At 72.8% G+C, this 26,190-nt stretch carries 23 protein-coding genes; 17 read left to right on the top strand and 6 right to left on the bottom strand.

All coding sequences use genetic code 11. From position 1 onward, the window contains the following. Nucleotides 1-7 precede the first annotated feature (7 nt). From BKA00_RS26765 to BKA00_RS26720, 10 genes are all read left to right on the top strand, one after another. Nucleotides 8-625, top strand: a complete 618-nt coding sequence (locus tag BKA00_RS26765) for a pentapeptide repeat-containing protein (protein WP_185029365.1) — start codon at nucleotides 8-10, stop codon at nucleotides 623-625. Nucleotides 626-1,538: 913 nt separating this feature from the next. Then, nucleotides 1,539-2,612, top strand: coding sequence for a septum site-determining protein Ssd (gene ssd, locus BKA00_RS26760; RefSeq protein WP_185029364.1), 1,074 nt, complete (start codon nucleotides 1,539-1,541; stop codon nucleotides 2,610-2,612). Then, nucleotides 2,609-3,763, top strand: coding sequence for a TadA family conjugal transfer-associated ATPase (locus tag BKA00_RS26755; RefSeq protein ID WP_185029361.1), 1,155 nt, complete (start codon nucleotides 2,609-2,611; stop codon nucleotides 3,761-3,763). The genes ssd and BKA00_RS26755 overlap by 4 nt, the downstream gene beginning before the upstream one ends. A gap of 424 nt (nucleotides 3,764-4,187) precedes the next feature. Continuing rightward, entirely contained in the window at nucleotides 4,188-4,883 is a 696-nt protein-coding gene (locus BKA00_RS26750; RefSeq protein ID WP_230298763.1) for a type II secretion system F family protein, read from the top strand. A gap of 346 nt (nucleotides 4,884-5,229) precedes the next feature. Continuing rightward, nucleotides 5,230-5,790 (top strand): type II secretion system F family protein, encoded by a 561-nt coding sequence (locus BKA00_RS26745; RefSeq protein WP_230298764.1) that lies wholly within the window; start codon nucleotides 5,230-5,232, stop codon nucleotides 5,788-5,790. An 86-nt stretch (nucleotides 5,791-5,876) separates the two neighbouring features. Next, nucleotides 5,877-6,071, top strand: coding sequence for a DUF4244 domain-containing protein (locus BKA00_RS26740; RefSeq protein ID WP_173394687.1), 195 nt, complete (start codon nucleotides 5,877-5,879; stop codon nucleotides 6,069-6,071). Beyond that, nucleotides 6,068-6,427: a TadE family type IV pilus minor pilin gene (locus BKA00_RS26735; RefSeq protein WP_185029359.1), complete on the top strand. Its 360-nt coding sequence runs from the start codon at nucleotides 6,068-6,070 to the stop codon at nucleotides 6,425-6,427. The genes BKA00_RS26740 and BKA00_RS26735 overlap by 4 nt, the downstream gene beginning before the upstream one ends. Before the next feature lie 316 nt (nucleotides 6,428-6,743). After that, nucleotides 6,744-7,178, top strand: coding sequence for an Rv3654c family TadE-like protein (locus BKA00_RS40630; protein ID WP_338072165.1), 435 nt, complete (start codon nucleotides 6,744-6,746; stop codon nucleotides 7,176-7,178). 161 nt (nucleotides 7,179-7,339) lie between these two features. After that, the gene (locus tag BKA00_RS26725) at nucleotides 7,340-8,605 is read left to right on the top strand and encodes a hypothetical protein (protein WP_185029354.1); all 1,266 of its coding nucleotides are present in this window, start codon (nucleotides 7,340-7,342) and stop codon (nucleotides 8,603-8,605) included. A gap of 664 nt (nucleotides 8,606-9,269) precedes the next feature. Beyond that, nucleotides 9,270-9,641 (top strand): hypothetical protein, encoded by a 372-nt coding sequence (locus BKA00_RS26720; protein ID WP_185029352.1) that lies wholly within the window; start codon nucleotides 9,270-9,272, stop codon nucleotides 9,639-9,641. A 4-nt stretch (nucleotides 9,642-9,645) separates the two neighbouring features. Here the strand turns inward: BKA00_RS26720 and BKA00_RS26715 are convergent, their stop codons facing one another. Continuing rightward, on the bottom strand, nucleotides 9,646-11,955 hold the full coding sequence (locus tag BKA00_RS26715) for a DEAD/DEAH box helicase (RefSeq protein ID WP_185029350.1): 2,310 nt from the start codon (nucleotides 11,953-11,955) through the stop codon (nucleotides 9,646-9,648). Nucleotides 11,956-12,201: 246 nt separating this feature from the next. Here BKA00_RS26715 and BKA00_RS26710 point away from each other — a divergent pair, with 246 nt between their 5' ends. The 5 genes from BKA00_RS26710 to BKA00_RS26690 all read left to right on the top strand — a co-directional run bounded on the left by BKA00_RS26710 (nucleotide 12,202) and on the right by BKA00_RS26690 (nucleotide 17,325). Next, a complete protein-coding gene (locus tag BKA00_RS26710) occupies nucleotides 12,202-12,555 on the top strand; it encodes an STAS domain-containing protein (protein WP_021597910.1) in 354 nt (117 codons plus the stop codon). A gap of 13 nt (nucleotides 12,556-12,568) precedes the next feature. Continuing rightward, nucleotides 12,569-13,018 carry an ATP-binding protein gene (locus BKA00_RS26705; RefSeq protein ID WP_185029348.1) on the top strand — a complete coding sequence of 150 codons (450 nt, stop codon included), beginning with the start codon at nucleotides 12,569-12,571 and terminating at the stop codon, nucleotides 13,016-13,018. 1,030 nt (nucleotides 13,019-14,048) lie between these two features. Next, complete coding sequence (locus BKA00_RS26700; RefSeq protein WP_185029346.1) at nucleotides 14,049-16,574, top strand: sodium-translocating pyrophosphatase; 2,526 nt, start codon at nucleotides 14,049-14,051, stop codon at nucleotides 16,572-16,574. Nucleotides 16,575-16,703: 129 nt separating this feature from the next. Then, nucleotides 16,704-16,844 (top strand): hypothetical protein, encoded by a 141-nt coding sequence (locus BKA00_RS26695; protein ID WP_185035391.1) that lies wholly within the window; start codon nucleotides 16,704-16,706, stop codon nucleotides 16,842-16,844. A 10-nt stretch (nucleotides 16,845-16,854) separates the two neighbouring features. Beyond that, on the top strand, nucleotides 16,855-17,325 hold the full coding sequence (locus tag BKA00_RS26690) for a SixA phosphatase family protein (protein ID WP_185029344.1): 471 nt from the start codon (nucleotides 16,855-16,857) through the stop codon (nucleotides 17,323-17,325). Nucleotides 17,326-17,329: 4 nt separating this feature from the next. On the opposite strand, the gene BKA00_RS26685 is transcribed toward BKA00_RS26690, so the two are convergent. From BKA00_RS26685 to BKA00_RS26665, 5 genes are all read right to left on the bottom strand, one after another. Then, nucleotides 17,330-19,579 (bottom strand): FUSC family protein, encoded by a 2,250-nt coding sequence (locus BKA00_RS26685; protein WP_185029343.1) that lies wholly within the window; start codon nucleotides 19,577-19,579, stop codon nucleotides 17,330-17,332. Nucleotides 19,580-19,736: 157 nt separating this feature from the next. Beyond that, the gene (gene serB, locus BKA00_RS26680; RefSeq protein WP_185029341.1) at nucleotides 19,737-20,990 is read right to left on the bottom strand and encodes a phosphoserine phosphatase SerB; all 1,254 of its coding nucleotides are present in this window, start codon (nucleotides 20,988-20,990) and stop codon (nucleotides 19,737-19,739) included. 63 nt (nucleotides 20,991-21,053) lie between these two features. Then, nucleotides 21,054-22,097, bottom strand: coding sequence for an S-adenosylmethionine:tRNA ribosyltransferase-isomerase (locus BKA00_RS26675; protein ID WP_185029339.1), 1,044 nt, complete (start codon nucleotides 22,095-22,097; stop codon nucleotides 21,054-21,056). Beyond that, nucleotides 22,094-23,425 (bottom strand): MFS transporter, encoded by a 1,332-nt coding sequence (locus tag BKA00_RS26670; RefSeq protein ID WP_230298765.1) that lies wholly within the window; start codon nucleotides 23,423-23,425, stop codon nucleotides 22,094-22,096. Before BKA00_RS26670 ends, BKA00_RS26675 begins: the two co-directional genes overlap by 4 nt. A 23-nt stretch (nucleotides 23,426-23,448) precedes the next feature. Beyond that, nucleotides 23,449-24,117, bottom strand: a complete 669-nt coding sequence (locus tag BKA00_RS26665) for an SDR family NAD(P)-dependent oxidoreductase (RefSeq protein ID WP_185029337.1) — start codon at nucleotides 24,115-24,117, stop codon at nucleotides 23,449-23,451. 214 nt (nucleotides 24,118-24,331) lie between these two features. Here BKA00_RS26665 and BKA00_RS26660 point away from each other — a divergent pair, with 214 nt between their 5' ends. After that, nucleotides 24,332-25,471, top strand: a complete 1,140-nt coding sequence (locus BKA00_RS26660) for a GAF domain-containing sensor histidine kinase (RefSeq protein ID WP_185029335.1) — start codon at nucleotides 24,332-24,334, stop codon at nucleotides 25,469-25,471. Continuing rightward, complete coding sequence (locus tag BKA00_RS26655; protein WP_185029334.1) at nucleotides 25,468-26,169, top strand: response regulator; 702 nt, start codon at nucleotides 25,468-25,470, stop codon at nucleotides 26,167-26,169. Before BKA00_RS26660 ends, BKA00_RS26655 begins: the two co-directional genes overlap by 4 nt. The last annotated feature ends 21 nt before the right edge of the window (nucleotides 26,170-26,190 follow it).

The raw sequence follows: 26,190 nt of genomic DNA, 5'->3' as shown, positions 1-26,190 counted from the left end.
TGGGCTTATGGCCGATCGCATGTACGGGCGACCAGCGGCGCCGACGGAGACCACGATCTCGGCGGCGGACTGGGATTCGCGTGATCTGACGGGTGAGCGGCACGACAGCGTCCTGTTCGTGGACGTGGACATGACCGAGGCCAGTGGCACCGGTGCCGTCTTCACCGGTTGCACCTTCCGGGGGGTGCGGTTCAACGCGTCCAGGCACACCGACGGGGCGTTCCTGAACTGCACGTTCGTCCGGTGCGGCTTCTTCGACGCCGCCTTCGCGGGCTGCAAGTTCGTCGGCAGCATGTTCGACGGCTGCACCTACGACCTGATGAAGGTCGAGGGCGGCGACTGGTCGTTCACCGGCCTGCCCGGCGCGGATCTGCGACGAGCCGCGTTCACGGGCGTGCGCATGCGCGAGGCGGACCTCACCGGCGCCCGCTGCGCCGGGGCGAAGCTGCGCGGAGTCGACCTTTCGGGGGCGTCCCTGCACAAGGCCGACTTCTCCCGCTGCGACCTGCGCGGCAGCGACGTGTCGTCGCTGGATCCGTTCACCGCCGAGCTGAGTGGCGCGGTGATCGACCCGTATCAGGCGGTCGTCCTCGCGGCGGCGCTGGGCTTGGACGTGCGCGAGTAGAGGCCCGGCGGGTGCGCGGCGCAAGCGAAACGGCGTCCCTTGCCGGGACGCCGCCGCTGGACACGTCACACCGGGTTACCAAGCGTGCACCTCATATCCGTCGGATCGGGTCAAGCCCGTCTCGACGCGCCTCCCGCGGCTGGTCGCGCGTGGGTACCCGGCTGCCGTGCCCGGACACTCGGTCCGTATGTCCTGTCTACGCCTTATTTGCCCAGATGACAAGGCCCATTCGGGAAACGGCCCTCGGGCGGCGGAGGCGGTGCCGGAGGGGACCGTGATGCCCGCCGAGCTTGAGGAGGCATATTCCGGACTTCCGGAAACGGCGTCCGGATCGCGAAATTGATCACTCAGGGTAACCATTTCCCTTTGTCGTCGATCACTCGAACGCACGGGAAAGATCTTTAGTTCTCCGGTACGCTCCCAATCCCGTCCCGTTGCACTTCGTGTGCGCCGGAACGGGGGCCCCAGCCGTGGCCGGGCGGCGCCCTGCGCCGGCCGCTCCGGCGGATCGTCGTCGCCGGGCGCGAAAAATCGCCATGTGCCGGGCGAGTTTGCGGCTCGACGGAACTCTCGGCGATCGGGCAGCATATGTTGTATCCGCCTAGACTTGAGTCGGTGAGTTTGCCTCTTCCATAGAGGGGACTTACCTGTGGCATAGCCCGAACTCCCTGAGACTTTTCTGGGAAAGCGGGCCGGCTCTACCCCCCCGGAGCCGGACCGCCGGCGACCCCCGCTCTCCCCCCCGGCGGGGGTCGCCCTGTCGTGAGGCGGCCGGGCGGTGGCCCCGGGTGAACGATCCCGCGCCACCGCCCGCCCGCCGCCCCGGCGAAGTTATCCACAGTCGGCGGAACCCCATCGCCGCTCCCGCCGCGCGCCGCAAGGTGGATGTCTCCGAACGTCGAAGGAGCATCCGATGAACCTCGCGGCACTGATCGTCACCGGTGACCCCGCGCTCGCCGACGGCCTCCTCCGCCTCGCCGCGGCCGCCGACGCCCACGCCGAGGTCGCCTACGGCGCCGACGAGGCCAGACCCGCCTGGACCTGGCCCTCCCTCATCCTCGTCGGCGCCGACCTCGCCGAGGACGTCGCCGCCGCCGGCCTCCAGCGCCGCCCGGGCGTCGTCCTCGTCACCGGCGGCGAGACCCCCGACGCCTACCGCCTGGCCGTGGAGGCCGGCGCCCAGGACGTCGTCGCCCTCCCCGACCACGAGGACTGGCTGATCGACGCCTTCGCCGCCGCCTGCGAGCCCGAGGGCGGCTGGGCCACGGCCCTCTGCGTCGTCGGCGCCCGCGGCGGCGCGGGGGCCAGCGTCCTCGCGACCGCGCTCGGCCTCTGCGCGGCGGGCACGGGCCTGCGCACCCTCCTCGTCGACGCCGACCCGTTCGGCGGCGGCATCGACCTCCTCCTCGGCCTGGAGTCGCACGAGGGCGTCCGCTGGCACGACCTCGCCGAACGCCGCGGCCGCCTCAGCAGCGCGACCCTCCGCGAGACCCTGCCCGGCACGGGCGACCTGTCCGTCCTGTCCTGGCGGCGCGGCGAGCCCGAACCGGTCTCCGAGGAGGCCGTCCGCTCCCTGTTCGACGCCGCCGCCCGCGGATTCGACCTGGTCATCGCGGACGTCCCCCGCCACCCCGGCGACCTCGGCCGCGCGGCCCTGCGCGCCGCCGCCGCCACGTTCCTGCTCGTCCCGGCCGAGGTCCGCGCCACCGTGGCTGCCGACGGCCTCGCCGCCGCCCTCCGCCGCGACACCGCCGACCTGCGCCTCGTCGTCCAAGGCCCCGCCCCGGGCGGCATCACCCCCGACGCCGTCGCGAGCGTCCTCGGCCTTCCGCTCGCCGGCTCCTTCGACCGAGACCGCCGCCTCCCCACCGCCATCGACTCCGGCGACCTCGGGCGCGCGTGCCGCCGCGGCCCCCTGGCCGACTTCTGCGCCACCGTCCTGGCCGACCTCGCCCTCCAGCCCTACGCCTACCGGGAGGCGGCATGACCGGCCTCTCCAACGCCGTCCGAGACCGGCTCGCCCACACGGGCGGCGAAGCCACCACCGGCCGCGTCGCCGCGGCGCTCCGCGCCGAGGAGCGCCTGCTGGGCGACCGCGAAGTACTGGCCCTGGCCGACGAGTTACGCGCCGAGTTCGTCGGCGCCGGCCCCCTGGAACCGCTCCTCCGCTCACCGGAGGTCACCGACGTCCTGGTGAACGGCCCCGACGAGGTCTGGATCGACACGGGCTCCGGCCTGGTCCGCACCGCGGTGCGCTTCCCGGACGAGGCGACCCTCCGCCGCCTGGCCCAGCGCCTCACCGCCGCGGCCGGCCGCCGCCTCGACGACGCCTCCCCCTACGCCGACGCCCGCCTCCCCGGCGGCGTCCGCCTGCACGCCGTCCTCCCACCGGTGGCCGCGACCGGAACCTGCCTGTCACTGCGCCTCCCCCGCCGTCGCGCCTTCACGCTGGACGAACTGGTCACCGCCCGCACCGTCCCGCCCGAGGGCGCCGACCTGCTGGCAGCCCTGATCGAGTCCCGAGCGGCCTTCCTGATCAGCGGCGGCACAGGAACTGGCAAGACGACACTTCTGAGCGGCTTGCTCTCCTTGGCGAACCAGTCCGAGCGCCTCCTCCTGGTAGAGGACTCCGCCGAACTGAAGCCCACCCACCCCCACGTGGTCAGGCTGGAGGCACGGCCGCCCAACACCGAAGGCGCCGGCGGCGTAACCCTGAACGACCTGGTTCGCCAGGCCCTCCGCATGCGCCCCGACCGCTTGGTGGTAGGCGAGGTAAGAGGCCCCGAGGTCGTAGTTCTCCTGCAAGCCCTGAACACGGGCCACGAAGGAGGCTGCGGCACCCTCCACGCGAACACCGCGGCCGACGTCCCCGCCCGCCTCGAAGCCCTGGCCTGCGCAGCGGGCCTGACCCGAGAGGCCGTCCACAGCCAGCTGGCCGCCGCCTTGGACATCATCGTCCACCTGGTCCGCGACCCCGGCGGAGGCATCCGCAGAGTGGCCGAGATCTGCCTCCTCCAAAGAGCCCCGAACGGCCTGGTCGGCGTGGTCCCCGCGATCTCGTTCACCGCCTCCGGCGAAACCATCCCCGCCGCAGGCGCAAACGCCCTGACCACCCGCCTAAAAGCCACCCAACGATGACCACACCCCTACGCGCCCCCACCACTCCCAGCCCAGGACCACGCAAGGCACCTCAAATCGACCGCCCTATCCGCCCCTGCACCACCACCGCGCGGACCGCCTTACCCGCCCCCAGCACCGTCGCCGTGGGGGGCCTCACCCATCCTCTGCTCCGCCCCCGCCGTACGGGCGTCTCGGATTTCCGCCCCTGCGAACTGCCGCCTGTTCCGCCTGCGAGGTGCCTCATGCGGACCGCACCAGCCGCGTCCTCCGCACCACCACCGCCGACGGCCCCACGCGATGCCCACCCGCGCGCGCCATCGCCTAGATCGCTTGCGAGGCACCCGGTGTTGGTCTCCTTAGCCGTCCTCTGCGCAGTCGTCGTGCGGACCTGGCGGATACCCGGCCCTGCGAGTTGCCCTCTGTTCTGCCCACGGGGTGCCTGGTGTTGATCGTTCTCGCCGTCTTCTGCGCGGCTGCCGCTGTGTGGATCTACCTGGGGCCCGCACCGGCGGCTCATCGCCTCGATCGCCTGGGCGCGGCTCCACCGGGCGACCCGATGCGTCCGCTGCGCGCCAGACTGGAGACCTTCAGGGAACGTCGGACGCGGCCGCAACGCCGCCGAAGCTCGATCATCGAACTCTGCGATGCCATGGCCGCCGAGCTGTCCGCGGGCCGGACCCCGGACGAAGCCTTCACAGCAGCCGCCGCCGTCCTCGACCCCCACGTCTCCAAAGAACTGCTCGGCCTGCCTCGCCCGCCCCCGGACCACCTGGACGAAGTAGCGACGCTGCCAGGCGCCGAGGGGCTTCGCCTCCTGGCGGCCTGCTGGCGTGTCGGCTCCGAACGCGGCGGCACCTTGGCCACCGTCCTGGACGGCTTGGCTAGCGCCCTCCGCGATGAGGAGGCCCAACGCCAGGACGTCTCCGTTCAACTAGCCGGCCCCCGAGCCACGGCCCGCCTACTGGCCGCCCTCCCTCTCCTGGGCCTGGGCATGGCCGCCGCCTTGGGCGCCCACCCCATCCCGTTCCTCTGCACGACCCTCCCTGGCCTCGCTTGCCTGATCACAGGCACGGCCCTCAACGCCACCGGCCTCTACTGGACCCGCCACCTGGCCAAAGCCGCTGAATCTCCCCGCTAGCCGATGTCCGCCCCACCCAGGAGGCCGCCATGCACACGCAGAAATCTCGCAGGGAGCCGGTGAAATGGTGATGACGACGCTCATGGCCATGCTCTGCGCTGCGGCATCGGGGTTCCTCCTCCCTAGGGGAGCCGATACCTCCACGCGGAGGCTGATCGGCCAGTTCGGGGGGCCTCCTCCCAGGCACGCGGCTCCCGGGCGACGGGGCGGGTGGGCCATGGAACGCGTTCCCCCACAGGCGACGTCCGCCCCAGCCTCGGGGGCCAAGGAACGGGACGGGCCGACCGAGGCGTCCGGGCGCCGCGACGTCGTCCTTCGGCGGGTTGCCGCAGGCGTGGCGGGAGCGGTGTGCGTAGTGGTGCTGGGCGACCCTGCCGGTGGAGTGATCGGCGTGCTGGTCGCCGCGGCCGTCTGGCTTTCCTTCAGTCGCGTCGGCGGCGGGGAGCGTCGCCGCAGACGGGCGCGGCTCATCGCCGATCTCCCCGTCGCGGTCGATCTCCTCGCCGCGTGCCTGCGCGGCGGCGCGCCCTGGCACGAGGCGGTCGAAGCGGTCGCGGGCGCGGTGGGAGGCCCGCTCGGCGAGGAGTTGCGGGCCGTGTCCGTGCAGATCCGGCTGGGGGCCGACCCGGTGGAGGCCTGGCTGGCCCTGGCGCAGGAGCCGATGCTCGCGCCCTTGGCGCGTGCGGCCGTCCGGGCGGCGTCCACGGGTGCGGCGCTCGCCCCGTCCCTCGGACGGCTCGCCCGCGACCAGCGCCGCGTGGCACGTTCGGCCGCCGCCGCCAGGGCGCGAGCGGCGGGCATTCGGGCCCTTGCCCCACTCGGCCTCTGCTTCCTCCCCGCCTTTGTCCTCCTCGGCGTCGTCCCTGCCATCGCGGGGATCGCCTCGACGATCCTCCTGCCCTGGTGAGCGGGTTATCCACAGAACGCGGTTCACCTGTCACCCGGCTTCCCGGCCCAGCAGCCTGGAACCGACCACGAGCGAAAGGAGCCCCGATGAGGGCATGGAAGACGGTGGTGCGGCGATGGTCCGGCACGTGCAAGGACCGCGGGATGTCCACAGCCGAGTACGCGGTCGGCACCATCGCCGCGGCGGCCTTCGCGGGCCTGCTGTTCAAGATCGTGACCAGTCCGCAGGTGAAGACGATGCTCTTACGGATCATCGAGAAGGCGCTCAACCTGGCCGGTTGAGCGATCGCGGGATGGCCACGGCGGAGATCGCCGTGGCCCTCCCCTCCCTGGTGCTGATCACCGCGATGGCGCTGTGGGGGGTGAGGGCGGCGTCCATACAGCTCGCCTGCACGGACGCGGCCCGCAGCGGCGCCCGGGCGGCGGCCAGAGGCGAGTCCCTCACCGCCGTCCGCGAGCTGGTGGAGAGCGGCGTCCCGAAGGAGGCGACCGTCCAGCTCCACCGCGACGAGGCCACCGTCCGCGTCGACATCTCGGCCCCCGTGGCCACCGCCGCCGCGATCGGTCTCCCACCCGTCATCGTCCACGCCCACGCGGCCGCCGAAGCAGAACCCGGCACCCCACCCACCACCCCGTGACCACCCGGGTCGGTGACCGGTGAGGCGACGGGGAGAGAGCGGTGGGGCGGCGGCGATGGAGGACCGGTGAGTGGAGGACCGGTGAGTGGAGGACCGGTGAGGCGATGGGCGGTGAGGAGCCGGATGAGTGGAGGGGCGGAGTGGTGGAGGGGCGGCGAGGTGACGGGGGAGTGGTGAGGGATGGGCGGTGGGAGCGGTGGTTGGTTGGTGGTGGAGGGAGTTGTGAGTGGGGGCGGGGGCGAGTACGCCGCGGGGACGATCGCCGCGACGCTGGCGGCGCGGTCAGATCGCGGCGCTGCCAGTCGACGCGGGGCCGATGACGGCGGGGCCCGCGAGCATCCCGAACGTGGGGCGATCGGTGGGGACCGGGGGTCGGGGACGCTTTGGGTATTGGGGTTCGCGGTTTTGGTCTGGGTGGTGGGGGTGGCGGCGATCCTGGTCGGTGGGGTTCGGGGGCGCGCGGCATCGGGGGGAGGCGGCGGCCGACATGGCGGCGCTGGCGGGGGCGGCGCGAGTCGCCGATGGGGGCGGAGCCGCCTGCGCGAGGGCCGGGGAGATCGCGGCCACGTCGGGGGCGCGGGTGGTGCGGTGCCGGGTGCGAGGTGAGGTCGTCGAGGTGTCGGTGGCAGTCGAAGCCCCGATGCTCATGGGGCTGAAGGGGCGGCTGATCGTTTCTCGGGCGAGGGCTGGTCCTGTGGAGCAGGACGGCGTACCCTGGCGCCACATGTCTCGTTGCACTGAGTGTCAATAGAGGCTGGGGAGGGGCGCGGAGAATGAAACACGTTTCTCTTTGTCATCCCTCTGTGACTTTTGCTACCCGGTGGTACGTTACGCTGCCGTAAGCCCGTAGTTATCGTCAGGTGCGGTGCGCCCGGCGGAAGTCCGGCGCGAGCTGTCGAAGGGATTGAGGCCGTGACCATCATTCGCAGGATCGGTGCGATCGCGCTCGCGGCACCCCTTGCGATGAGCTTCCCGGTACTCGCCGCCCTGCCCGCGCAGGCGGCCTCGACAAGCGTCATCACCCCGGCGGACGGCGCCGTGATCAGCAGCGGGTCCCAGGTGACCGCGAAGGCGCACTTCGACTTCGCCATCACGATGCAGCTGCGGGTGGACGGCCCCGGGATAGGCGACACGTTCCTCCAGGAGAAGGGCCTCTCCGGCGATATGTCCGGGACCTTCTCGATCAGTCGGAATGGTCGCTACAAGGTCTACCTGCTCGGCAAGCAGACCAACCACGTCTACGACTCCAACACCTTCACCGTGCGCATCGCGCCGGCCGCGCCCACCGGCGTGTCCGCCAGCGTGTCCGGCGGCAAGCTCGTCGTGAAGTGGAACCGCGGCCTCGAAGACGACCTCACCGGTTACGCGCTCGGCGGTTCGGGCGTGAAGTCCAAGTCCGGCTCGCTGAACTCCCTCTGCTCGGGAACGAGCTGCTCCACCACCCTGTCGCTGACCAGGACCACCGGCGCGGCCTCCGTGGGCGTCAAGGCGATCCGGTCCACGGGCACGGGTGGGTCGCTCTCCTCGGGCATCGCTTCGGCGACCACCTCACTCGGAGGCGGGACGGGGTCCACCCCGGGCAGCGGCTCGGTGCCGTCCCTGCCTTCCGGCGGCTCCCAGGTCCCCAGCACGGGGACGCCGCTGACCCCGTTCAACAACGACTCGCCGGTCACCCTCCCGTCCGTCCAGCCGGACGGTGCGACGCCCGGGTTCACCTACCCCGCGCCGCAGATCGCCACCGACTCGCCGAGGGCCCAGAACATCGCGGCGACCGACCGGCTCCAGTGGGGCAAGAGCGTCGGCATCGCGCTGGTCCTGCTGATCGTCGCCGCCCACCTCGGAACCTGGACGCGCCGCCTGCGCGTCGCCCAGGCGGGCACGAGCAGCAACGGCATGGCGGCCCGCATCGCGCGCAGCGGCACCGGCCGTAAGCGGGTGAGCAGGACGCGCGAGCAGATTGCGCGTGCCGAGGCCCGTGCCAAGACCGCCCCGGTGATGGCGGCCGGAGCCAAGGGGGCCCGCTCGTCCAAGCGCGCGACCGGCACGGCCGTCCTCGACTCGAAGCCGAAGACCGGCCGCCGTCCCGCGACTTTGGGCAAGCCCTCCGGCGGAGTGAACGTCCGGCTCGCCGGGCCTGGCGAGAAGGCGAAGCCCAAGCGCGGCCGCCGCCGCAAGTGACGTCTGGCGTTGGCTGGCTGGCGGCTGCGCACTGCTGGCCATGCCACGCGCCTCCGGGCCCGAACACTCCGACGTTGTCCCGCACCCATCACAGGGCCGCGACCCCCGCGATCGCGTCGGGCACGGCCTGGATCGGGAGCTCCGGTGCTCACAGTCGTCACCAACCGGCCTCCGCCGGTCAGTTGCGGACGGATGTCTGCCGGGGGCGGGGCCTGGGTTCGGGTGGGGTGGTCCTGGGCCAGACCGGTGAGGATGCCTGTCAGGCCTAGTTCTTGACCGCGCTCGACGCCCCGGCAAGCGGACGGGACGCCAGACATCGGCCACCGGCCCGGGCACCAGGATCGGAACGACCAGCGGCAGGAACGCCAGGCCATCCCGCAGCGCCGAGTAGGCAAGACGCACATGACCGCCACGATCCCGGCTGCCCCGCCCGCGCTCGGATGGCGAGGATCTCGGCCAGGGGCACGTGCGCTGCCCTGGGGGCTTCTGAGGGCGGAACTGCGGTGCCGGGGGTACCGGTGTGGGCAGTGGGGCTGGCGGGTGCTCTGGGCACGGTCTAGGCTGCCTTGCCAGTCGGATCGTCTGGCTTGTCCGGCAATGCGGTCCGTCGTCCGAGACCTCGGCCCCTCCTGCACAGGGGCCCGATGGAGAGGGGACCCTCCGCATGATCTTCCTGGGACTGCTCGTCGCGCTCGCCGCCGGTGCGGTCGGCGTCGCCGTGGTGCTGGACGACCCGGGCGCCGCCCGGCTGACCCTGTTCGGCGAGGAGGTTCCGGGCGTCACCTCGCAGTGGCAGGTCTTCATGGCCGGAGCCGTCGTCGCCATCGTGTTCATGGCGGGGATGATGGTCGCGTCACTCGGGCTCCGGCGCTCGATGAACATGCGGCGCGAGCTGCGGGACCTGCGGGACGAGCACGAGGAGTCCCTCCAGACGCTGGAGATGGAGCGGCGCAGGCTGCAGCAGGCGCTGGCCCAGGCCCGGCGCGGTATGGACGACCAGGCCACGGTTCCGGCCCAGCGCGTCGCGCCCAACTGACCGCCTACTCCGGGGCCTCGTGCAGGAGGACGGCCAGAAGGTCGAGGGCGCCGCGCTTGTCCAAGGGGTCGTTGCCGTTACCGCACTTGGGGGACTGGATGCAGGACGGGCAGCCCGAATCGCACTCGCAGGACGCGATGGCGTCGCGGGTAGCGCGTAGCCAGGCCGCGGCGTCGCCGTAGCCGCGCTCGGCGAAACCAGCGCCGCCTTCGTGGCCGTCGTAGACGAAGACGGTGAGCAGCCCGGTGTCGGGGTGGACGGCCGTAGAGACACCGCCGATGTCCCAGCGGTCGCACGTGGCGAACAAGGGGAGCAGGCCGATCGAGGCGTGTTCGGCGGCGTGGGCGGCGCCTGCCAGGTCGAGGTCGTCCAAACGCGAGATCTGCGCTTCGGAGAGCGTCCACCATACGGCGCGCGTACGGAGAGTCCGTGGCGGCAGGTCCAGAGGCTTCTCGCCGAGCATCTCCCCCGTTTGCAAGCGGCGCATCTGGTACGCGACCACTTGGCGCGTGACTTCGACGGTTCCGAAGTTGAGCGTGGCCTCGCCCCAGGAGACCGAGCGGAGCCGCTCCACGATGCGGATGTCGGTGACGTCGCGGGCGGTGGTCGAGTAGTCGGGATCGGCCGCCTCGACGAGCGCGACGGAGTCGTCCAGGTCGAGGGTCTGGACGATGAACGACTCTCCCTGGTGGATGTAGACGGCACCCTCATGGACGGTGGTGTGCGCGGACGGCTCGTCCACGGTGCCGAGAAGCCGTCCGGTGGACGCCTCGACGACCTGGACGGGAGCGCCGCCCGCGCCCCGGATGTCGGCCAGGTCGCAGGCCCTGTCGCGGCGCGTCCAGTACCAGCCGGCGGGGCGGCGGCGCAGGAGGCCGCGCCGCACCAGGTCCGGCAGCAGGTCGGCGGTCGCGGGACCGAAGAGCGGGAGGTCGTCCTCGGTGAGCGGGAGCTCGGACGCCGCCGCGCACAGGTGCGGTTCGAGGACGTAGGGGTTGTCGGGGTCGAGCACGGTGGCCTCGACCGGCGTTCCGAAGATCGCCTCGGGATGGTGGACGAGGAACGTGTCGAGCGGGTCGTCCCGGGCCACCAGGACGGACAGGGCGGCCTGCCCGGAACGTCCGGCGCGTCCCGCCTGCTGCCAGAGGGACGCGCGGGTGCCCGGCCACCCGCACACCAGGACCGCGTCGAGCCCGGAGACGTCCACGCCCAACTCCAGGGCGTTCGTGCTCGCCAGGCCGATGATCGAGCGCGAGCGCAGGGCGGCCTCCAGCGCGCGCCGTTCCTCGGGCAGATAACCGGCGCGGTAGGCGGCGACCTGCTCGGCCAAGCCGGGCGCTACCTCGTGCAGAGCGCGCTTGGCGCTGAGCGCCACCGACTCTGCACCGCGCCTGGACCGGACGAAGGCGAGCGTCTGGACGCCCTCGACGACAAGGTCTGCCAAGAGGTCACCGGCTTCGGCGGTGGCCGTACGGCGAACGGGTGCGCCCTGCTCACCGCGCAAGTCCGTCAGCGGGGGCTCCCATAGGGCGAACGTGGCGGGCCCACGCGGAGACGCATCCTCGTCCACGGCCACTACATCGAGGCCCGTAAGGCGGGACGCGGCCGCAGCGGGCTCTGACGCGGTGGCCGAAGCGAGGATGAACGTGGGGGACGCGTGGTACCGCCCGCACACCCGGCGCAGGCGGCGCAGAACCTGCGCGACATGCGACCCGAACACCCCGCGGTATCCGTGGGCCTCGTCGATGACGACATAGCGGAGGCGGCGCAAGAACGACGACCACCGGGCGTGCCCGGGAAGGAGCGACCTGTGCAGCATGTCAGGGTTGGTCAGCACGTAGTTGGCGTGCTGCCGGACCCACGTCCGTTCGTCCTGCGGCGTGTCGCCGTCGTAGGTCGCCGCGCGCACCCGGGTGAGGCGCAGCGAGCGGAGGGCGCGGAGCTGGTCGGCGGCCAGAGCCTTGGTCGGCGAGAGATAGAGGACCGTCCCCTCGTGGCGAGGGTTCTCCTCACCCGCGTAGATCGCCTCGACGCAGGGCAGCAGGTAGGCGAGCGACTTGCCGGACGCCGTCCCTGTGGCGATGATCACAGAGCGTCCGGCGCGGGCGTGCTCGGCCGCGGTGGACTGGTGCTCCCAGGGCGACTCGATGCCGGCGGCGGCCAGCCGCTCCACCAGCAGCGGCGTCGACCAGGAGGGCCACGCGGCACGGCGGCCCCGACGTGCGGGAACGCTCTCCACATGGGTGATGCGTTCGCGCCGTCCGGGGTCGGCGAGCAGCCGGTCCAGGGGAGTTGAGGATCTTTGGGCGCCCATCAGGTTTTCAGTGTGCCAGCCGGGGCAAAACTACGGGAACGCCCCGGCGCCGGAGGGCCCGTTCCCCCTGCTCTGACCCTGAGATCAGCAGGTCAGACGGGATGGCGCGAACTTTCGCCCGTGTGGGCGATTACGCGCGTACACGACGCCGGAGCGTGGTTGAATCACGGCGAAGTCTCGGCGTTCGGTGCCCTGCCATGGGGCCGGACGACGGGATCGGATAGCTGCACGGCGCGTGGAGGATCTGTGGATCTGAAGGTTAACGACTACACCACCGACGATGGCCTCACCGTCATCAACGTGGAGGGCGAGATCGACGTCTACACGGCGCCGAAGCTTCGCGAGAAGCTCATCGACCTGGTCAACAAGGGCAAGTTCCACCTGCTCGTGGACATGGAGAAGGTGGAGTTCCTCGACTCGACCGGGCTCGGCGTCCTCGTCGGCGGGTTGAAGCGGGTGCGCGCCCACGACGGCTCGCTGGAGCTCGTCTGCACCCAGGAGCGCATCCTCAAGATCTTCCGGATCACGGGGTTGACCAAGGTCTTCGGCATCCACGACTCGATCGCCGAGGCCGAGGAGAAGCGCAAGGGCGCCAAGTAGGCGGCCCGCGGCTGTGTCGACCGTTGAACTGTCCTTCAGCGCGCTGCCCGTCCACGTCCGGACCGCCCGGCTGATCGTGACCGCCGTCGCCCGTCGCAGCGGCGTCGCCGAACCTCTGCTGGACGAGGTCCGGCTCGCGGTCGCCGAAGCGTGCTCCCGGGCCGTGGAGGCGCACCGCCGGCACTGCCCGGACGAACCCGTCCGCCTCGAACTGCGCGGCGAGAAAGGCCGCTTCGAGGTGATCGTCAGCGACACCGTCCCCGGTGACCTCCAGCCGGACGGGCCCCCCGCGGCCGCCGTGGACGATGGCGCGGACGAGTTCGAGTACGGCCTGGGCGAGGGCACCGCTGAACTGGGTCTGGCCGTCATCGCCGGGCTCGCCGACGACGTGGAGATCGCCAACACGCCGAAGGGGGTCCAGATACGGATGAGCTGGCCGGCCGAAGCCGAGGCGACCATCTAGACGCGCCCGCGCCACCGCAACCCCGAAGGCCCCGCCACCCCGGCGGGGCCTTTCTTATTTGCAGTTCCCTCCTCCTTCGGGCCTGGCGGCCCTCCATCGTCGGGCACTGCGGGCGATCGCTGGCATCGCTTCGTCTCGCCTGGCGGCTCGCTGCGCGATCAGGTTCTCGCTTCGCTTGAACCTGCCTTCGGACGCGATCGCGACCATTGAGGTTGTCGCGTGGTTGCGGCGCGGGCTGAGGCTGGTGCGTTGTGGTGCTCCCCTCTTTCGGGCCATGAGGGTCCTCCGTCGTCGGGTATGGCCTCGCTGGCGCTCGCCATCGTTGGGGCTCTCGGACCGCTTCCGCTCGTCAGGGCTCCTTGGGGTGCTCTGCTCGGGACCTGGCGCGCCCGGTGGCCAGTTCGGCCGGGTCGCCGTCGGCGGGCAGCACGAGCCGGTCGGGCCGGTCGCACGAAGGCGGCGACCGGCTTGGGGTGTGGGCGCGGTCCTCAGTGGGCGGTGCTGGGGCCCGGGGTTGGTCGGCTCGGCTCGCGGCTTGCTCTGCTCGGACCTGCTTCGTGGGGGCGGTGACGGTGTGTGAGCGGGGGGCGCGGCCGGGGTGGGGCTTGTGGGGGCGGTGGGGTTGAGGGTGTGAGATTCTCTTGTGATCATCGTTTGGTCGGTTCGATTTGGGTCTAGACATATTCCGTGTTAATGCCTAGCTTGAATGCGGACGCCAGTGGTCGCGCCGAGGTGCCGGTCATGCCCCGCGCCCGTCAAGGTATCGGCGGGGTAATGAATGCCTGGCCCGGTCTGACCTGGGACGATGACGCCTGATCAGGCTAATGGGTCAATTTCCGGCGTATCGCGTGTTTCATTTCGGCGACATCTTCATGAAGGGTGTCGCGGCCTTAACATTCGACTTACGCGTGCGTAGACTCCCGGCACCCGCGTTGCCGTGCGAGGCGTTCGAAATCGTGACTCGTTGGGTACGCGGTAAAGATCGCTTTTATCTCGGTCGCGATCGCAACGCCCCTGTCGAGGAGGACGGATGCCCGGGTTTTCCCTGTCAAGCCCGGCCAGCGCTGAAGTGGATCTCGGCGGCGGCGACCTTTCCCTGGTCGTCGTCGTCGCCGTGGTCGCACTGCTCGCACTGGCCGTCGCCGCGGGTCTCGTACGCGACGTCCTGGCCGCCGGCCAGGGCACCGCCAAGATGCAAGAGATCGCGCGCGCCGTTCAGGTGGGCGCGGGCGCCTATCTGAAACGCCAGTTCCGGACGGTCGCGATCTTCGTGGTCCTGATCCCGCTCGTCCTGCTGCTCCTGCCCGCCGACTCCACCGGCGAGCGGATCGGCCGGTCCGTCTTCTTCGTCATCGGGGCGATCTTCTCCGCCGTCACCGGGTTCACCGGCATGTGGCTGGCCGTCCGGGGCAACGTCCGGGTCGCCGCCGCCGCCCGCGAGGAGGGCGGCGAGAAGACCGCGATGCGGATCGCCTTCCGCACCGGCGGCGTCGCCGGCATGTTCACCGTCGGCCTCGGCCTGTTCGGCGCCGCCGTCGTGGTCCTGGCCTACCAGGGCGACGCGCCGAAGGTGCTGGAGGGCTTCGGCTTCGGCGCCGCGCTGCTCGCCATGTTCATGCGGGTCGGCGGCGGCATCTTCACCAAGGCCGCCGACGTCGGCGCCGACCTGGTCGGCAAGGTCGAGCAGGGCATCCCCGAGGACGACCCGCGCAACGCGGCGACGATCGCCGACAACGTGGGCGACAACGTCGGCGACTGCGCCGGCATGGCCGCCGACCTGTTCGAGTCGTACGCGGTCATGCTCGTCGCGGCGCTGATCCTCGGCACCGCGGCGTTCGGGAACCAGGGCCTGGTGTTCCCGCTGATCGTGCCGATGATCGGCGTGATCACCGCGGTGATCGGCATCTTCGCGGTGGCGCCCCGCTCCGGCGACCGGTCCGGGATGACCGCGATCAACCGGGGCTTCTTCATCTCCGCGGGGATCTCGGCGGTCCTCGTCGCGGTGGCCGCGTTCGTGTACCTGCCCTCGTCCTTCGCGGAGCTGGAAGGCGTCCGCGACAAGGCCATCGCCGGCCTGGACGCCGACCCGCGGTGGGTCGCGCTCGGGTCCGTCCTGATCGGCATCGTGCTCGCCAGCGCGATCCAGCTGCTCACCGGCTACTTCACCGAGACCAACCGCAAGCCGGTCAAGGAGGTCACCGACAGCGCCCGGACGGGTCCCGCCACGGTCATCCTGTCGGGCATCTCGCTCGGCCTGGAGTCCGCCGTCTACACCGCGCTGGTGATCGGCGCCGCCGTGTACGGGGCGTTCCTGCTCGGCTTCGGCAACACCACCGTCGCGCTGTTCGCGGTGGCGATGGCGGGCACCGGGCTGCTCACCACCGTCGGCGTGATCGTCTCGATGGACACCTTCGGGCCCGTCTCCGACAACGCCCAGGGCATCGCCGAGATGTCCGGGGACGTCCAGGGCGAGGCCGCCTCGGTGCTGGAGCGGCTGGACGCGGTCGGCAACACCACCAAGGCCATCACCAAGGGCATCGCGATCGCGACGGCGGTGCTCGCGGCGACCGCGCTGTTCGGCTCGTTCCGCACGACGGTGATCGCGGCGCTCGCCGGCGCGTCGACCAGCGCCAAGGACGCGATCGGCGCCGAGTTCCTGAACTTCAACCTGTCGATCGCGAGCCCGAACGTGCTGATCGGGCTGATCATCGGTGCGGCCGTGGTGTTCATGTTCTCCGGCCTGGCGATCATGGCGGTGGGCCGTGCGGCGGGCCGGGTCGTGGTCGAGGTGCGCGAGCAGTTCCGCACCAAGCCCGGGATCATGGACTACACCGAGAAGCCCGACTACGACCGGGTCGTGGACATCTGCACCCGGGACGCGCAGCGCGAGCTCGCCACCCCGGGCCTGCTGGCCATCCTGACGCCGATCGCGGTCGGGTTCGCCCTCGGGTACGCGCCCCTCGGCGCCTTCCTCGGCGGCGCCATCGCGGCGGGCGTGCTGATGGCGGTGTTCCTCGCCAACTCCGGCGGCGCGTGGGACAACGCCAAGAAGCTCGTCGAGGAGGGCCACCTCGGCGGCAAGGGCAGCGAGGCGCACGAGGCCACGATCATCGGCGACACGGTCGGCGACCCCTTCAAGGACACCGCCGGCCCCGCGATCAACCCGCTGATCAAGGTGATGAACCTGGTCGCGCTGCTGATCGCGGACGCGGTGGTGACCTACGCGGGCAACACGGCGCTGCGCGTCGGCGTCACCGTGCTGTCCGTCGGGGTCGTCGTCGCGGCGATCGTGGTCTCCAAGCGGCGCGCCGACCCGATCGGCGACTCCTCCGCCGACCCCGCCGTCGAGGGCGGCAGGCCGGGGCCGGACGCGGCGAAGAGCGGCGGGGCCGCCGGGGCGCTCGGCAAAGGCGTTCGGGAGGAGGCCGAGTTCGGCGCCGAAGGCGGCGCGGGGGGCGTGGGGGGTCGCCCTCCCTCGGACAGCGCCGTAGGCGCCGATCCGGCCGCGGCCAAGGCCGAGCCGGACGCCGAGGAGTCGTCCGCAGGCAAGTCCTGACCGTCTGAACGCGAGGGGCCGGTGGCGACGCGCCACCGGCCCCTTCCGCGTTCCCCGGGGTCCCGTCCGACCATCCCGGACGCGGTCGTACGCTGTACGGGAGGGCCGGGACGTCCCGTCCCCGACCCAGTGGAGCGATCTCGGGAGGCGGCCGTGGCGAGCGGCGGCAAGCGGGCGATGTCGGGGCCCAAGGGCTTCGCGATCGTGATCGGCGGAATGTTCGGCATCATGCTCGTGCTGTGGACCCTGGCGGCCATCGCGGCCCCCTAATGTGGCGCTCATGCCCACGCTCATCCTGCTCCGCCACGCCAAGGCCGAAGCCGGTCTCGGCATACCCGACGCCGACCGCACGCTCACCGACCGCGGGCGCCGCGCCGCGACCGCGGCCGGGGACTGGCTGCGCGCGAACGGCCTCGTCCCCGCGCGGGTCCTGTGCTCGCCCGCCGCGCGGACCCGGGAGACGCTCGCCCGCCTCGCGCTGGACGCGGAGGCAGTGTTCGAGCCGCGCATCTACGACAACGACCCCGACGGGCTCCTCGCCCTCGTCTCCGAGACGCCGGACGAGACCGGCACGCTCCTGCTGGTCGGGCACAACCCGTCCGTGCACCACCTCGTCCACGACCTGACCGGCCAGGCCCCCGACGGCTTCCCCACCTGCACCCTCGCCGTGATCGACCTCCCTCCGGGCGACTGGGCGGACCTTCGGCCCGGCCTCGGGACGCTGCGCACCGTCCACACGCCGAAGGACTGACGGCTCACGGGCGCGGCCCGGCGGCCTCCAGCGACGACGCGATGACCTGGTTCACGTCCCGCCGCAGCTCCCCGATCGTGTAGCGGGTGCCGGAGACCTGCAGCAGGGCGTGCCGGAGCGGGGTGAGCTCGTCGGTGCCGACGCCCTCCTTGATCTCGGCGCGGCGCCGCCGGGTCAGCGTGGACAGGTAGGAGTCGAGCTCGGCGAGCTCCTCGCCGAGCTCCTCGACGGGCGCGCCGGCGTCCGGGTCGCGCTCGCCCGGCTCCTCCAGCAGGCCGGCCGCCTCCTCCAGCTGGTCGGCGAGGCGGTCGAGGATCTCGGGGATCGGCCCGGTGTCCACGGCCCGCTCGCGGGACAGCTTCGCGACCGCGACGAGGTGGTCGCGTGCGCGGTGCGCGGCGGCCACGGCCCTGCGCAGCCGGTCGTTCAGGTCGAGGTCGGGCACCCGTTCGTGGCCGAGCCGGGTCCGGGTCTCGGCGACCTCCTCCGCCGCGCGCTCCGCCGTGACGATCGTGTCGTGCGGCAGCCGGGTCCGCTCCCCGGCGAGGACGTCCGCCGCCGTCCGGACGAGCCCGGCGTGCGTGCGCAGGAGCCGTTCGAGCTGGCCGGGCATTCGTTCGAGGTGCCCGGCGGGCCACAGCAGGCGGACGGCGAGGTAGGCCATCAGCGACCCGGCCAGGGTGAGGCCGATGCGCTCGCCGGCGGTGCGCCAGTCGGCGGGCGTGGAGAAGTCCAGCAGCATCATCGCCAGCGGCGTCCCGAACAGGGCCCAGTAGGCGAAGTTCACCGACCGCATCGCGAAGCCGGCCCCCGCGAAGCAGAACGCGATCACCGCGACGGTGTTCTGCCCGGGCGCGAGCGTCAGGATGACCGCGGCGACGGCGGCCCCGGCCGCGGTGCCCCCGACGCGCTGGACGAGCCGGTCCACGGTCTCGCCGTAGGTCGCGCGCAGGCTCAGCATGGCGGTGATGGTCAGCCAGTGGCCGTGCGAGATCCCGATCGCGGCGGCGAGCGCCATCGACACGACCGCCGTCACGTACACCCGCGCGACCTGCCGGAACGTGGGGGAGCGCGTGCGGACGGCGCGGCGCACCCGGTCCCAGGCCGGCACGGGGTCGAGCGTGCCCGGCATCCGCGGCGCCGCGAACCCGATGCGCAGCCCGCCCGCGACGAGGCGGCGCGTGGAGGCGACCTCGCCGGCGATGCGGTCGACGGAGCGGCGCACCTGGCCGATCAGCGCGACCGCGACGAGGTCCTCGTCGCCGGCGAGCCCGGCGCGCCTGATCTGCTCCGCGGAGCGGACCATCCGGCGGACGGCGGCGGACTCCTCGCGGCCGAGCGGCGCCTGCCCCGCCGTCGCGACCGCCCCGGCCAGCAGCCGCAGCCGCGCCGCGAGCGCCGAGATCGCCGTCTGCGTCTCCATCTGCCACTCGCGGTCCGGCGGGTAGTTCTTCGCCGCCTCCAGGACGGCCTGGAGCGTCACCGTCTCGTGCAGGACGCGCCCCAGCGCGTCGATCACCCGCTCGGGCCTCGTGGGTTCGTTCCCCGCCCGCCCGGACCGGTACAGCCCGTAGGTGGCGCGGGCCGCCGTCAGCGACTCCGACGCCGCCCGCCGCTTGGCCTCCCAGTCGGGGATCCGGGTGACCGCCAGCAGGTCGGGGTTCGTCAGCTCGACGGCGTCGAGGGGGCCCGCGTCGTGGGCGCCCACGTCCTGCGCCACGGCGTCCAGCGCCTCGGCGACCGCGTCCGCGGACTCGCTGAGCGCCTCCCGCAGCGGCCGCAGCCGCCGCGCGGGCCACGGCGCCAGCAGCAGCGCGGCGGTGAGCAGCCCGCCCACCAGCTCCAGCAGCCCGATGGCGACCACGTCCGCGGACGGCGGCCGGACGGCGCTCAGCAGCACCGCGAGCCCCGCCGTCGACCCGATCCGGGGCACCGCCACGCCGAGCGCGACCAGCGGCGGCACCACGATCACGGCCGGCCACAGATGCCCGCTGAGCAGCCCGCCGACCCCGGAGCCGACCGCGACGATCAGCACGCCGACCGTGAGGTCGCGCGCCCGCGCCCCGTACGGGCCCTCGGGCGCGCGCAGCGCCACGAGATAGGCCCCGAGCGCGATCATCGATCCCTGGGCGGCGTGCCCGGTCAGCGCCCCGGCGAGCAGCGGCACGGAGACCGCGAGCGCGGCGGCCAGCCCGTAGAAGGGCGCCGCCTGCCCGTGCACCTGGGCGTAAGCCCCCCGCGCCCGCCGAAGCATGAGCGATATCTTCCCTGTTTTCCCAGGGAGGCGCGCCCTCGGACATCCCAGCGCGGGGCGGGTGGCTGGAAGGCGCTCTGGCGCCTGGAGGCCGCACGGCCCGTCGAGCCGGGCGACCGGAGCGCCACGACGCCGGCCCGCACGGGCACGATCTATCTCAGCCGTGGCGTGAGGATCGCCCGGCTCGTGACGGGGGTTCCAGGGGGTCGCCCCCCTGGGAGTCCTGAGCGTCGGCGGCTTCGACCTCTTCGCGGGAGATGCCCAGGAGGAAGACGATGGTGTCCAGGTAGGGGACGTTGACTGCGGTGTCGGCGGCCTGCCGGACGACCGGCTTGGCGTTGTAGGCGATGCCGAGGCCGGCGGCCTGGAGCATGTCGAGGTCGTTGGCGCCGTCGCCGATCGCGACCGTCTGGCTGATCGGGACGCCGGCCTCGCGGGCGAAGCGCTCCAGGGCGGCCGCCTTGCCGGCGCGGTCGATGACCTGGCCGGTGACGCGGCCGGTGAGCTTGCCGTTCTGGATCTCGAGGGTGTTGGCGGCGGAGTAGTCGATGCCGAGGTCCTCGACGAGGGCGTCGGTGACCTGGGTGAAGCCGCCGCTGACGATCGCGAACTTGTAGTCGAGGCGCTTGAGGGTGCGGACCATGGTCCGGGCCCCGGCGGCGAGGCGGAGCCGGTCGCGGACGGAGTCGATGGCGGAGGCGTCGAGCCCGGCGAGGAGCGCGACCCGCTCGCGCAGGGAGCCCTCGAAGTCGAGCTCGCCGCGCATGGCGGCCTCGGTGACCTTGGCGACCTCGTCGAGGCAGCCGGCGTGCTCGGCGAGCAGCTCGATGACCTCGCCCTGGATGAGGGTGGAGTCGACGTCCATGACGATGAGCCGCTTGGCGCGCCGGTGCAGGCCGCTGTGCTGGACGGCGACGTCGACGCGCTGCTCGACGGCCTCGGCGGTGAGCGCGGCGCGCAGCCCGTCCGGGTCGGCGCCGGAGACGTCCATCTCGATGCAGGTGACGGGGTTCTGGGCGAGGCGCTCGATGCGGTCGATGTTGGCGCCGTGCGCGGAGATCCGTCCGGCGATGCCCGCCATGGCGGCGGGCATGAGCGGGTTGCCGAGGACGGTGACGTGCAGGCGTCCGCTGCGCTTCGGCATCCGCTTGTTGCGCCCTGTGGAGAGCTCGATCTCCATGTCGAGGTCGTTCGCGACGCGTTCGGCGGCGTTCCACACGCGTCCGATGTCGGCGCCCTCGGTGTAGGCGAGCAGGACGCCGAGGACGAGCCGCCCCCGGATCACGACCTGCTCCACGTCCGCCACCGTGAGGGGGAACTGCGAGAGTGTCCGGAAGAGGCGCGACGTGACGCCGGGGCGGTCGCGGCCGGTGAGTGTGATGAGCAGCGTGCGCTCTGCTGACCCGTCCATAGCTGTTCACAACGGTACCGGCCGCGCCGGGCGTCCCGCCCGCCAGGTCCGGCATGCGAGACGCTATCCGGGCAGGATGAGGTTCAGATCGCCGAATTCGTGCCAGAGGTAGCGTTCGGCGAGGGCGGCCTCGTAGGTGGCGGTGAGCAGGTCGCCGCCCGCGATGGCGGTCAGCATCATCAGGTGGGACGACCTGGGCTCGTGCAGGCCGGTGAGGAGGCCGTCCACGGCTCGGACACCGCCCTCGGGGGTCACGACATGCTCGGTCCAGCCGGAGGACGCCTGGACGCGTCCCGAGGCGTCCACGGCCGTCTCCAGGGCGCGCACGGCGGTGGTGCCGACGGCGATCACCCGGCGGCCCCGCGCCCGGACGTGTCCGACGAGGGCGGCGGTCGGCTCGGGCACGGCGTAGCGCTCGGCGTAGGGCGGTTCGTGGGCCTCGGGGGACGCGACGCCCGTGTGGAGGGTGATCGGGGCGATCAGGACGCCGCGCGACACCAGCCGCGTCACCAGTTCGGGCGTGAAGGGGCGGGCGGCGCTCGGCATCTCCGCGCCGCCGGACGAGCGGTCGTGGGCGAAGGCGGTCTGGTAGGCGGCGACCGGCCAGTCGCGGCGGACGTACCCGTACCGGATCGGGACGCCGTGGCGCCGCAGGTAGGGGACGACGTCGGTGCTCAGCCGGGCCTGCCAGAGCCGGTCGGACCTCTCCCCGGCGCGGTGCCCGTGCCGTCCGACGAGGGTGAGGGTGGCGCCGCCGGGCATCGGGATCCACTCGCCGGGGGAGCCTCCCGCGTAGGGGCGGCCGGCCTTGCCGGCGAGGCGGCGCAGCTCGACGAGCCACAGCCGGTCGTCGGCGCCGGGCACCGGGGTGGAGAAGTGCACGCTGATCCGGTCGAGCCGGACGGCGGCGGGCAGCGTCGCCGAGGTGTTGACGACGAGCAGGTCGCCCGGGTCGAGCAGGCCCGGCAGGTCGCGGAACGCGTGGTGGGAGACCTGCCCGGAGGCGCGCCGGGAGACCAGGAGCCGGACGCCGTCGCGGGCCCGGCCGCGCGCCTCGGGCGGCTCGTGCGCCTCCAGCGCGGCGGGGAGGGTGAAGTCGACGGTCATGTCCGGACCTCCAGGCGGAGAGCGGCGATCACACCGAACGCGGCGATCGCGGCGAACAGCGCCCCGGCGACGGCGAGCCCGGCGTCCAGCCGGGCGGCGCCGAAGCCGGTGACCAGCGCGCCCGCGACCCCGACCACGAGGGACGAGCCGAGGGTGTCGCTGATCTGCAGCGCGGAGGAGTTGACCCCCTGCTCGTCCTCGGCCGACAGGTCGAGCAGCAGGACGGAGAGGCTGCCGATCGAGAAGCCCATGCCGGCGCCGCCGACGATCCACGCGGGGGCGGCGAGCCAGCCGGAGAACTGCAGGGCGACGGTGGCGAGGACGATCCCGGTGGTGACGAGCACGGCGCCGAGGAGCGCGTAGAACTCGCGGGGGCGCTCGGAGCGGCCCTGGATCTGGGACGCCGCCGACCAGCCGAGGGCGCCGACCGTCAGGACGATCCCCGCCTGCGTGGCGCTGAAGTCGTGCAGCCGCGTCAGCGCCAGCGGGATGAAGACGTCGGTGCCGAAGAAGGCCCCCGACAGCAGGCCCCGCACGAGGATGACGCTCGGCAGCCCGCGGCGGAGCCGGAGCGTTCCAGGCGGCACCAGGCGGGGCAGTCCGAACGCCAGGCCAGCGAGGCCGACGAGCACGGCCGGGAGCAGCTTCCAGTCCGTCCCGTCGAGGCCGTAGAGGAGGAGGCCGGTGCCGGCGGCGACGCCGAGTGCGGCCGGATACCGCGACCGGCCGGGGGCCGGGGCGGCGCCGGACGGCGCGATGCCGCGCAGCACGGGGAGCAGCATCAGCGCCGGCGGGATCACCAGCGGGACGAGGCCGAGGAACACCCAGCGCCAGCCGGCGTGCTCGGCCAGGGCGCCGCCGGCCGCCGGGCCGATCAGCGACGGCAGCACCCAGGCGGCCGACAGCGCGGCGAACACCCGGGACCGCAGCTCCTCCGGGTAGACGCGGGCGATCACCACGTAGAGGGCGACGAGCGGGACGCCGGTGCCGAGGCCCTGCACGGCGCGCCCGGCGACGAACACCCACATCGACGGCGCCGCGCCCGCGATCAGCAGTCCGGCGACGAACACGCCGAGACCGACCAGGAACGGCCGGGTCGGTCCCGACCGGTCGACCCAGCCGCCCGCGAGCACCGTGGCCGCCAGGCTCGTGATCAGGGTCGCGCTGAAGCCCCACGCGTACAGGGACAGGCCGTCCAGGTCGGCGGCGACCACCGGCATGACGGTGCCGACGGCCATGCTCTCGAACGCGAGCAGCGTCACGACCAGGACGATCCCGAACGTCGGCGCCCGGAACCCCGTGCCCAGAATGCCCGGCTTTGTTGTCAACTGATCATGATCAAGGATGGCGGTCACGGCGCGGCCGCCAGGTCCGCCGCGCGGTAGCGCCCGCTGGGGAGGCGGCCGGAGACGAGCCGGTGGAGCGCGGCGGCGGCCTCCTCGGGCGGCGGGGCCGCGTCCGCGTCCTCGCCCGCCGCGCGGAGCATGGCGGTGTTCATCTCGCCGGGGTCCGCCCACCACACGGCCACGTCGGGCTCCTCGGCCGCGAGGACGTTCGACAGCTGCTCCAGCGCCGCCTTGGACGCCCCGTAGCCGCCCCACGTCTCGTAGCCCTCCACGGCCGCGTCCGACGTGATGTTGAGGATCGCGCCGCGCCGCTCCCGCAGGCCGGGCAGGACGGCCTGGATCAGCGCGAGCGGCGCCAGGACGTTCGTCGCGAACGTGTCCGCCAGGGCGCCCGCGGGGAGGGAGGCGAGCCGGGGCATCGGGGTCGGGCCGAGCGTGCTCGCGTTGTTGACGAGCAGGTCGAGCCCGCTTCCGGCCGCGCGGGCGAGGGCGGCTCGGTGCGCTGGATCGGCGACGTCCCCGGGGATCGCCGTCGCGCCGGTCTCGGCCGCGACCGCCGACAGCGCGGCGGCGTCGCGGGCGTCGACGACGAGGTTCCAGCCGTCCCGGGCGAGGGTGCGGGCGAGCGCCCGGCCGAGGCCCCGGGAGGCCCCGGTGATCAGTGCCGTCTTCATGCCCCCGACGCTAGGAGCCGGCGCGTCCGGCGGCATCGGCCGACGGGTCCCCCGGACGGTCGTCAGATGGTCCTAGGACCGGCGTCCCGCGCCTCGGGGAGGGGCGCCGCGGCACGTACTCCCGCCGGCTGATTCGAGAAGACCCGCCTAGAGAGTACGGTCTTCACATGCGGGCGCCGAAGGGCGTCCGCCGGGGGGAGGGCGAGAGGCCGGGATGGTGACGGACGAGGGCTGCCGCGGCGACCAGGGCGCGACCCTGCACGCCGTCAGCTCCGCCGTGCTCGCCGTGACCCGCCACCTGTCCGTCCACGAGGTGCTCCAGGTGATCGTCCGGGCCGCGGCGCAGCTGCTGGACGCCCGGTACGCGGCCCTCGGCGTGCCCGACGACGAGGGCTCGTTCGCCGAGTTCGTCGTCGAGGGCGTCTCGGAGGAGGACTGGGAGCGCATCGGCCCGCTGCCCCGCCAGCACGGGATGCTCGCCGCGATGCTGAAGGGCGAGGCGCCCAAACGGCTCGACGACATCCGCAAGGAGCCCGAGTTCGAGGGCTGGCCGGTCGCGCACCCCGTCCTGAAGGACTTCCTCGGCGTGCCGATCCGCGACGGCGAGGACGTCCTCGGCATCGTCTTCCTGGCCAACAAGCGCCGTCCCGGCGGCTTCACCCAGGACGACGAAGACCTGCTCACCCTCTTCGCCGCGCACGCCGCGATCGCGATGGCGAACGCCCGCCTCTACGAGCACAACCGCGAGCTGACGGTCGTCGCCGAACGCAACCGGCTCGCCCGCGAGCTGCACGACGCCGTCGCGCAGAAGCTGTTCTCGCTGCGGCTGACGGCCCGCACCGCGTCCGCGCTGGCCGAGCGCGACCCGGTCCGGACCGTCCAGGAGCTCCAGCAGGTCGAGCGGCTCGCCGCCGAGGCCCTCGCCGAGCTGCGCGCCGTCATCCTCGAACTGCGCCCCACCGATCTGGCGGACGGCCTCGTGGCGTCGCTGCGCAAGCACGTCGAGGTGCTCGACCGCGCGCACGAGTCCAACGTCCGCCTCTGCGCCGACGAAGCGATCGTCCTGCCGGAGGAGCACGAGGCCGTCGCCTTCCGCATCACCCAGGAGGCGCTCTACAACGCCCTACGCCACGCCAGGGCGAGCACCGTGCAGGTTCGGCTCCGCACAGAGGACCAACGGGCCGTCCTAGAGGTCTCGGACGACGGCACGGGTTTCGACGCGTCCGAGGTGGAGCCCCAGGGCGGGCTGGGGCTCACCTCCATGCGCGAGAGGGCGTACTCGATCGGGGGCGACCTCGTGATCGGCGCCGCGCCCGGCGGGGGCACGACCGTCCGGCTGGAGGTGCCGCTGTGAACGCCGCGCGGGGGCCGATCCGGGTGCTGATCGCCGACGACCATCCGGTCGTCCGGCAGGGGCTGCGGACCTTCCTCGGCATCCAGGACGACATCGAGGTCGTCGGCGAGGCCGGGGACGGCACGTCGGCCGTGACACTGGCCGAATCCCTGGAGCCCGATATCGTGCTCATGGACCTGAAGATGCCGGGCGCCGACGGCCTGACCGCGCTGGCGGAGCTGAAGGCGCGCGGCGTGGCGGCACGGGTCCTCGTCCTGACCAGCGTGACGGAACGCGGGCACGTGCTGCCGGCGGTCCAGGCCGGGGCGGCCGGGTACCTGTACAAGGACGTCGACCCGCAGGCGCTGGTCCAGGCGATCCGGGCGGTCCACGACGGGCACGTCCTGTTCGCGCCGGACGCGGCCGAGGCGATGCTGCGGAACGGGACGGCGGGTGACGCGGGGCGGGACGACCGCGGCCTCGCCGCGCTGACCGAACGGGAACGGGAGGTGCTCGTGCACATAGCGCGGGGCAGGTCGAACCGGGAGATCGCCCGCGCCCTCGTGGTGTCCGAGAAGACGGTCAAGACGCACGTCAGTAATCTGCTCATGAAACTGGGAGTCCAGGATCGGACGCAGGCGGCGCTGTACGCGGTCCGGCACGGTGTGGGAAACACGAGTGCCGCCGGGGAAACCGGGAAGACCACCGCCCGCGGCTGATACAACTCCTCTGACAGGATC

The sequence above is a fragment of the Actinomadura coerulea genome (genome assembly GCF_014208105.1).
Classification (GTDB): domain Bacteria; phylum Actinomycetota; class Actinomycetes; order Streptosporangiales; family Streptosporangiaceae; genus Spirillospora; species Spirillospora coerulea.
This window is presented reverse-complemented; position numbering and strand designations above follow the sequence as displayed.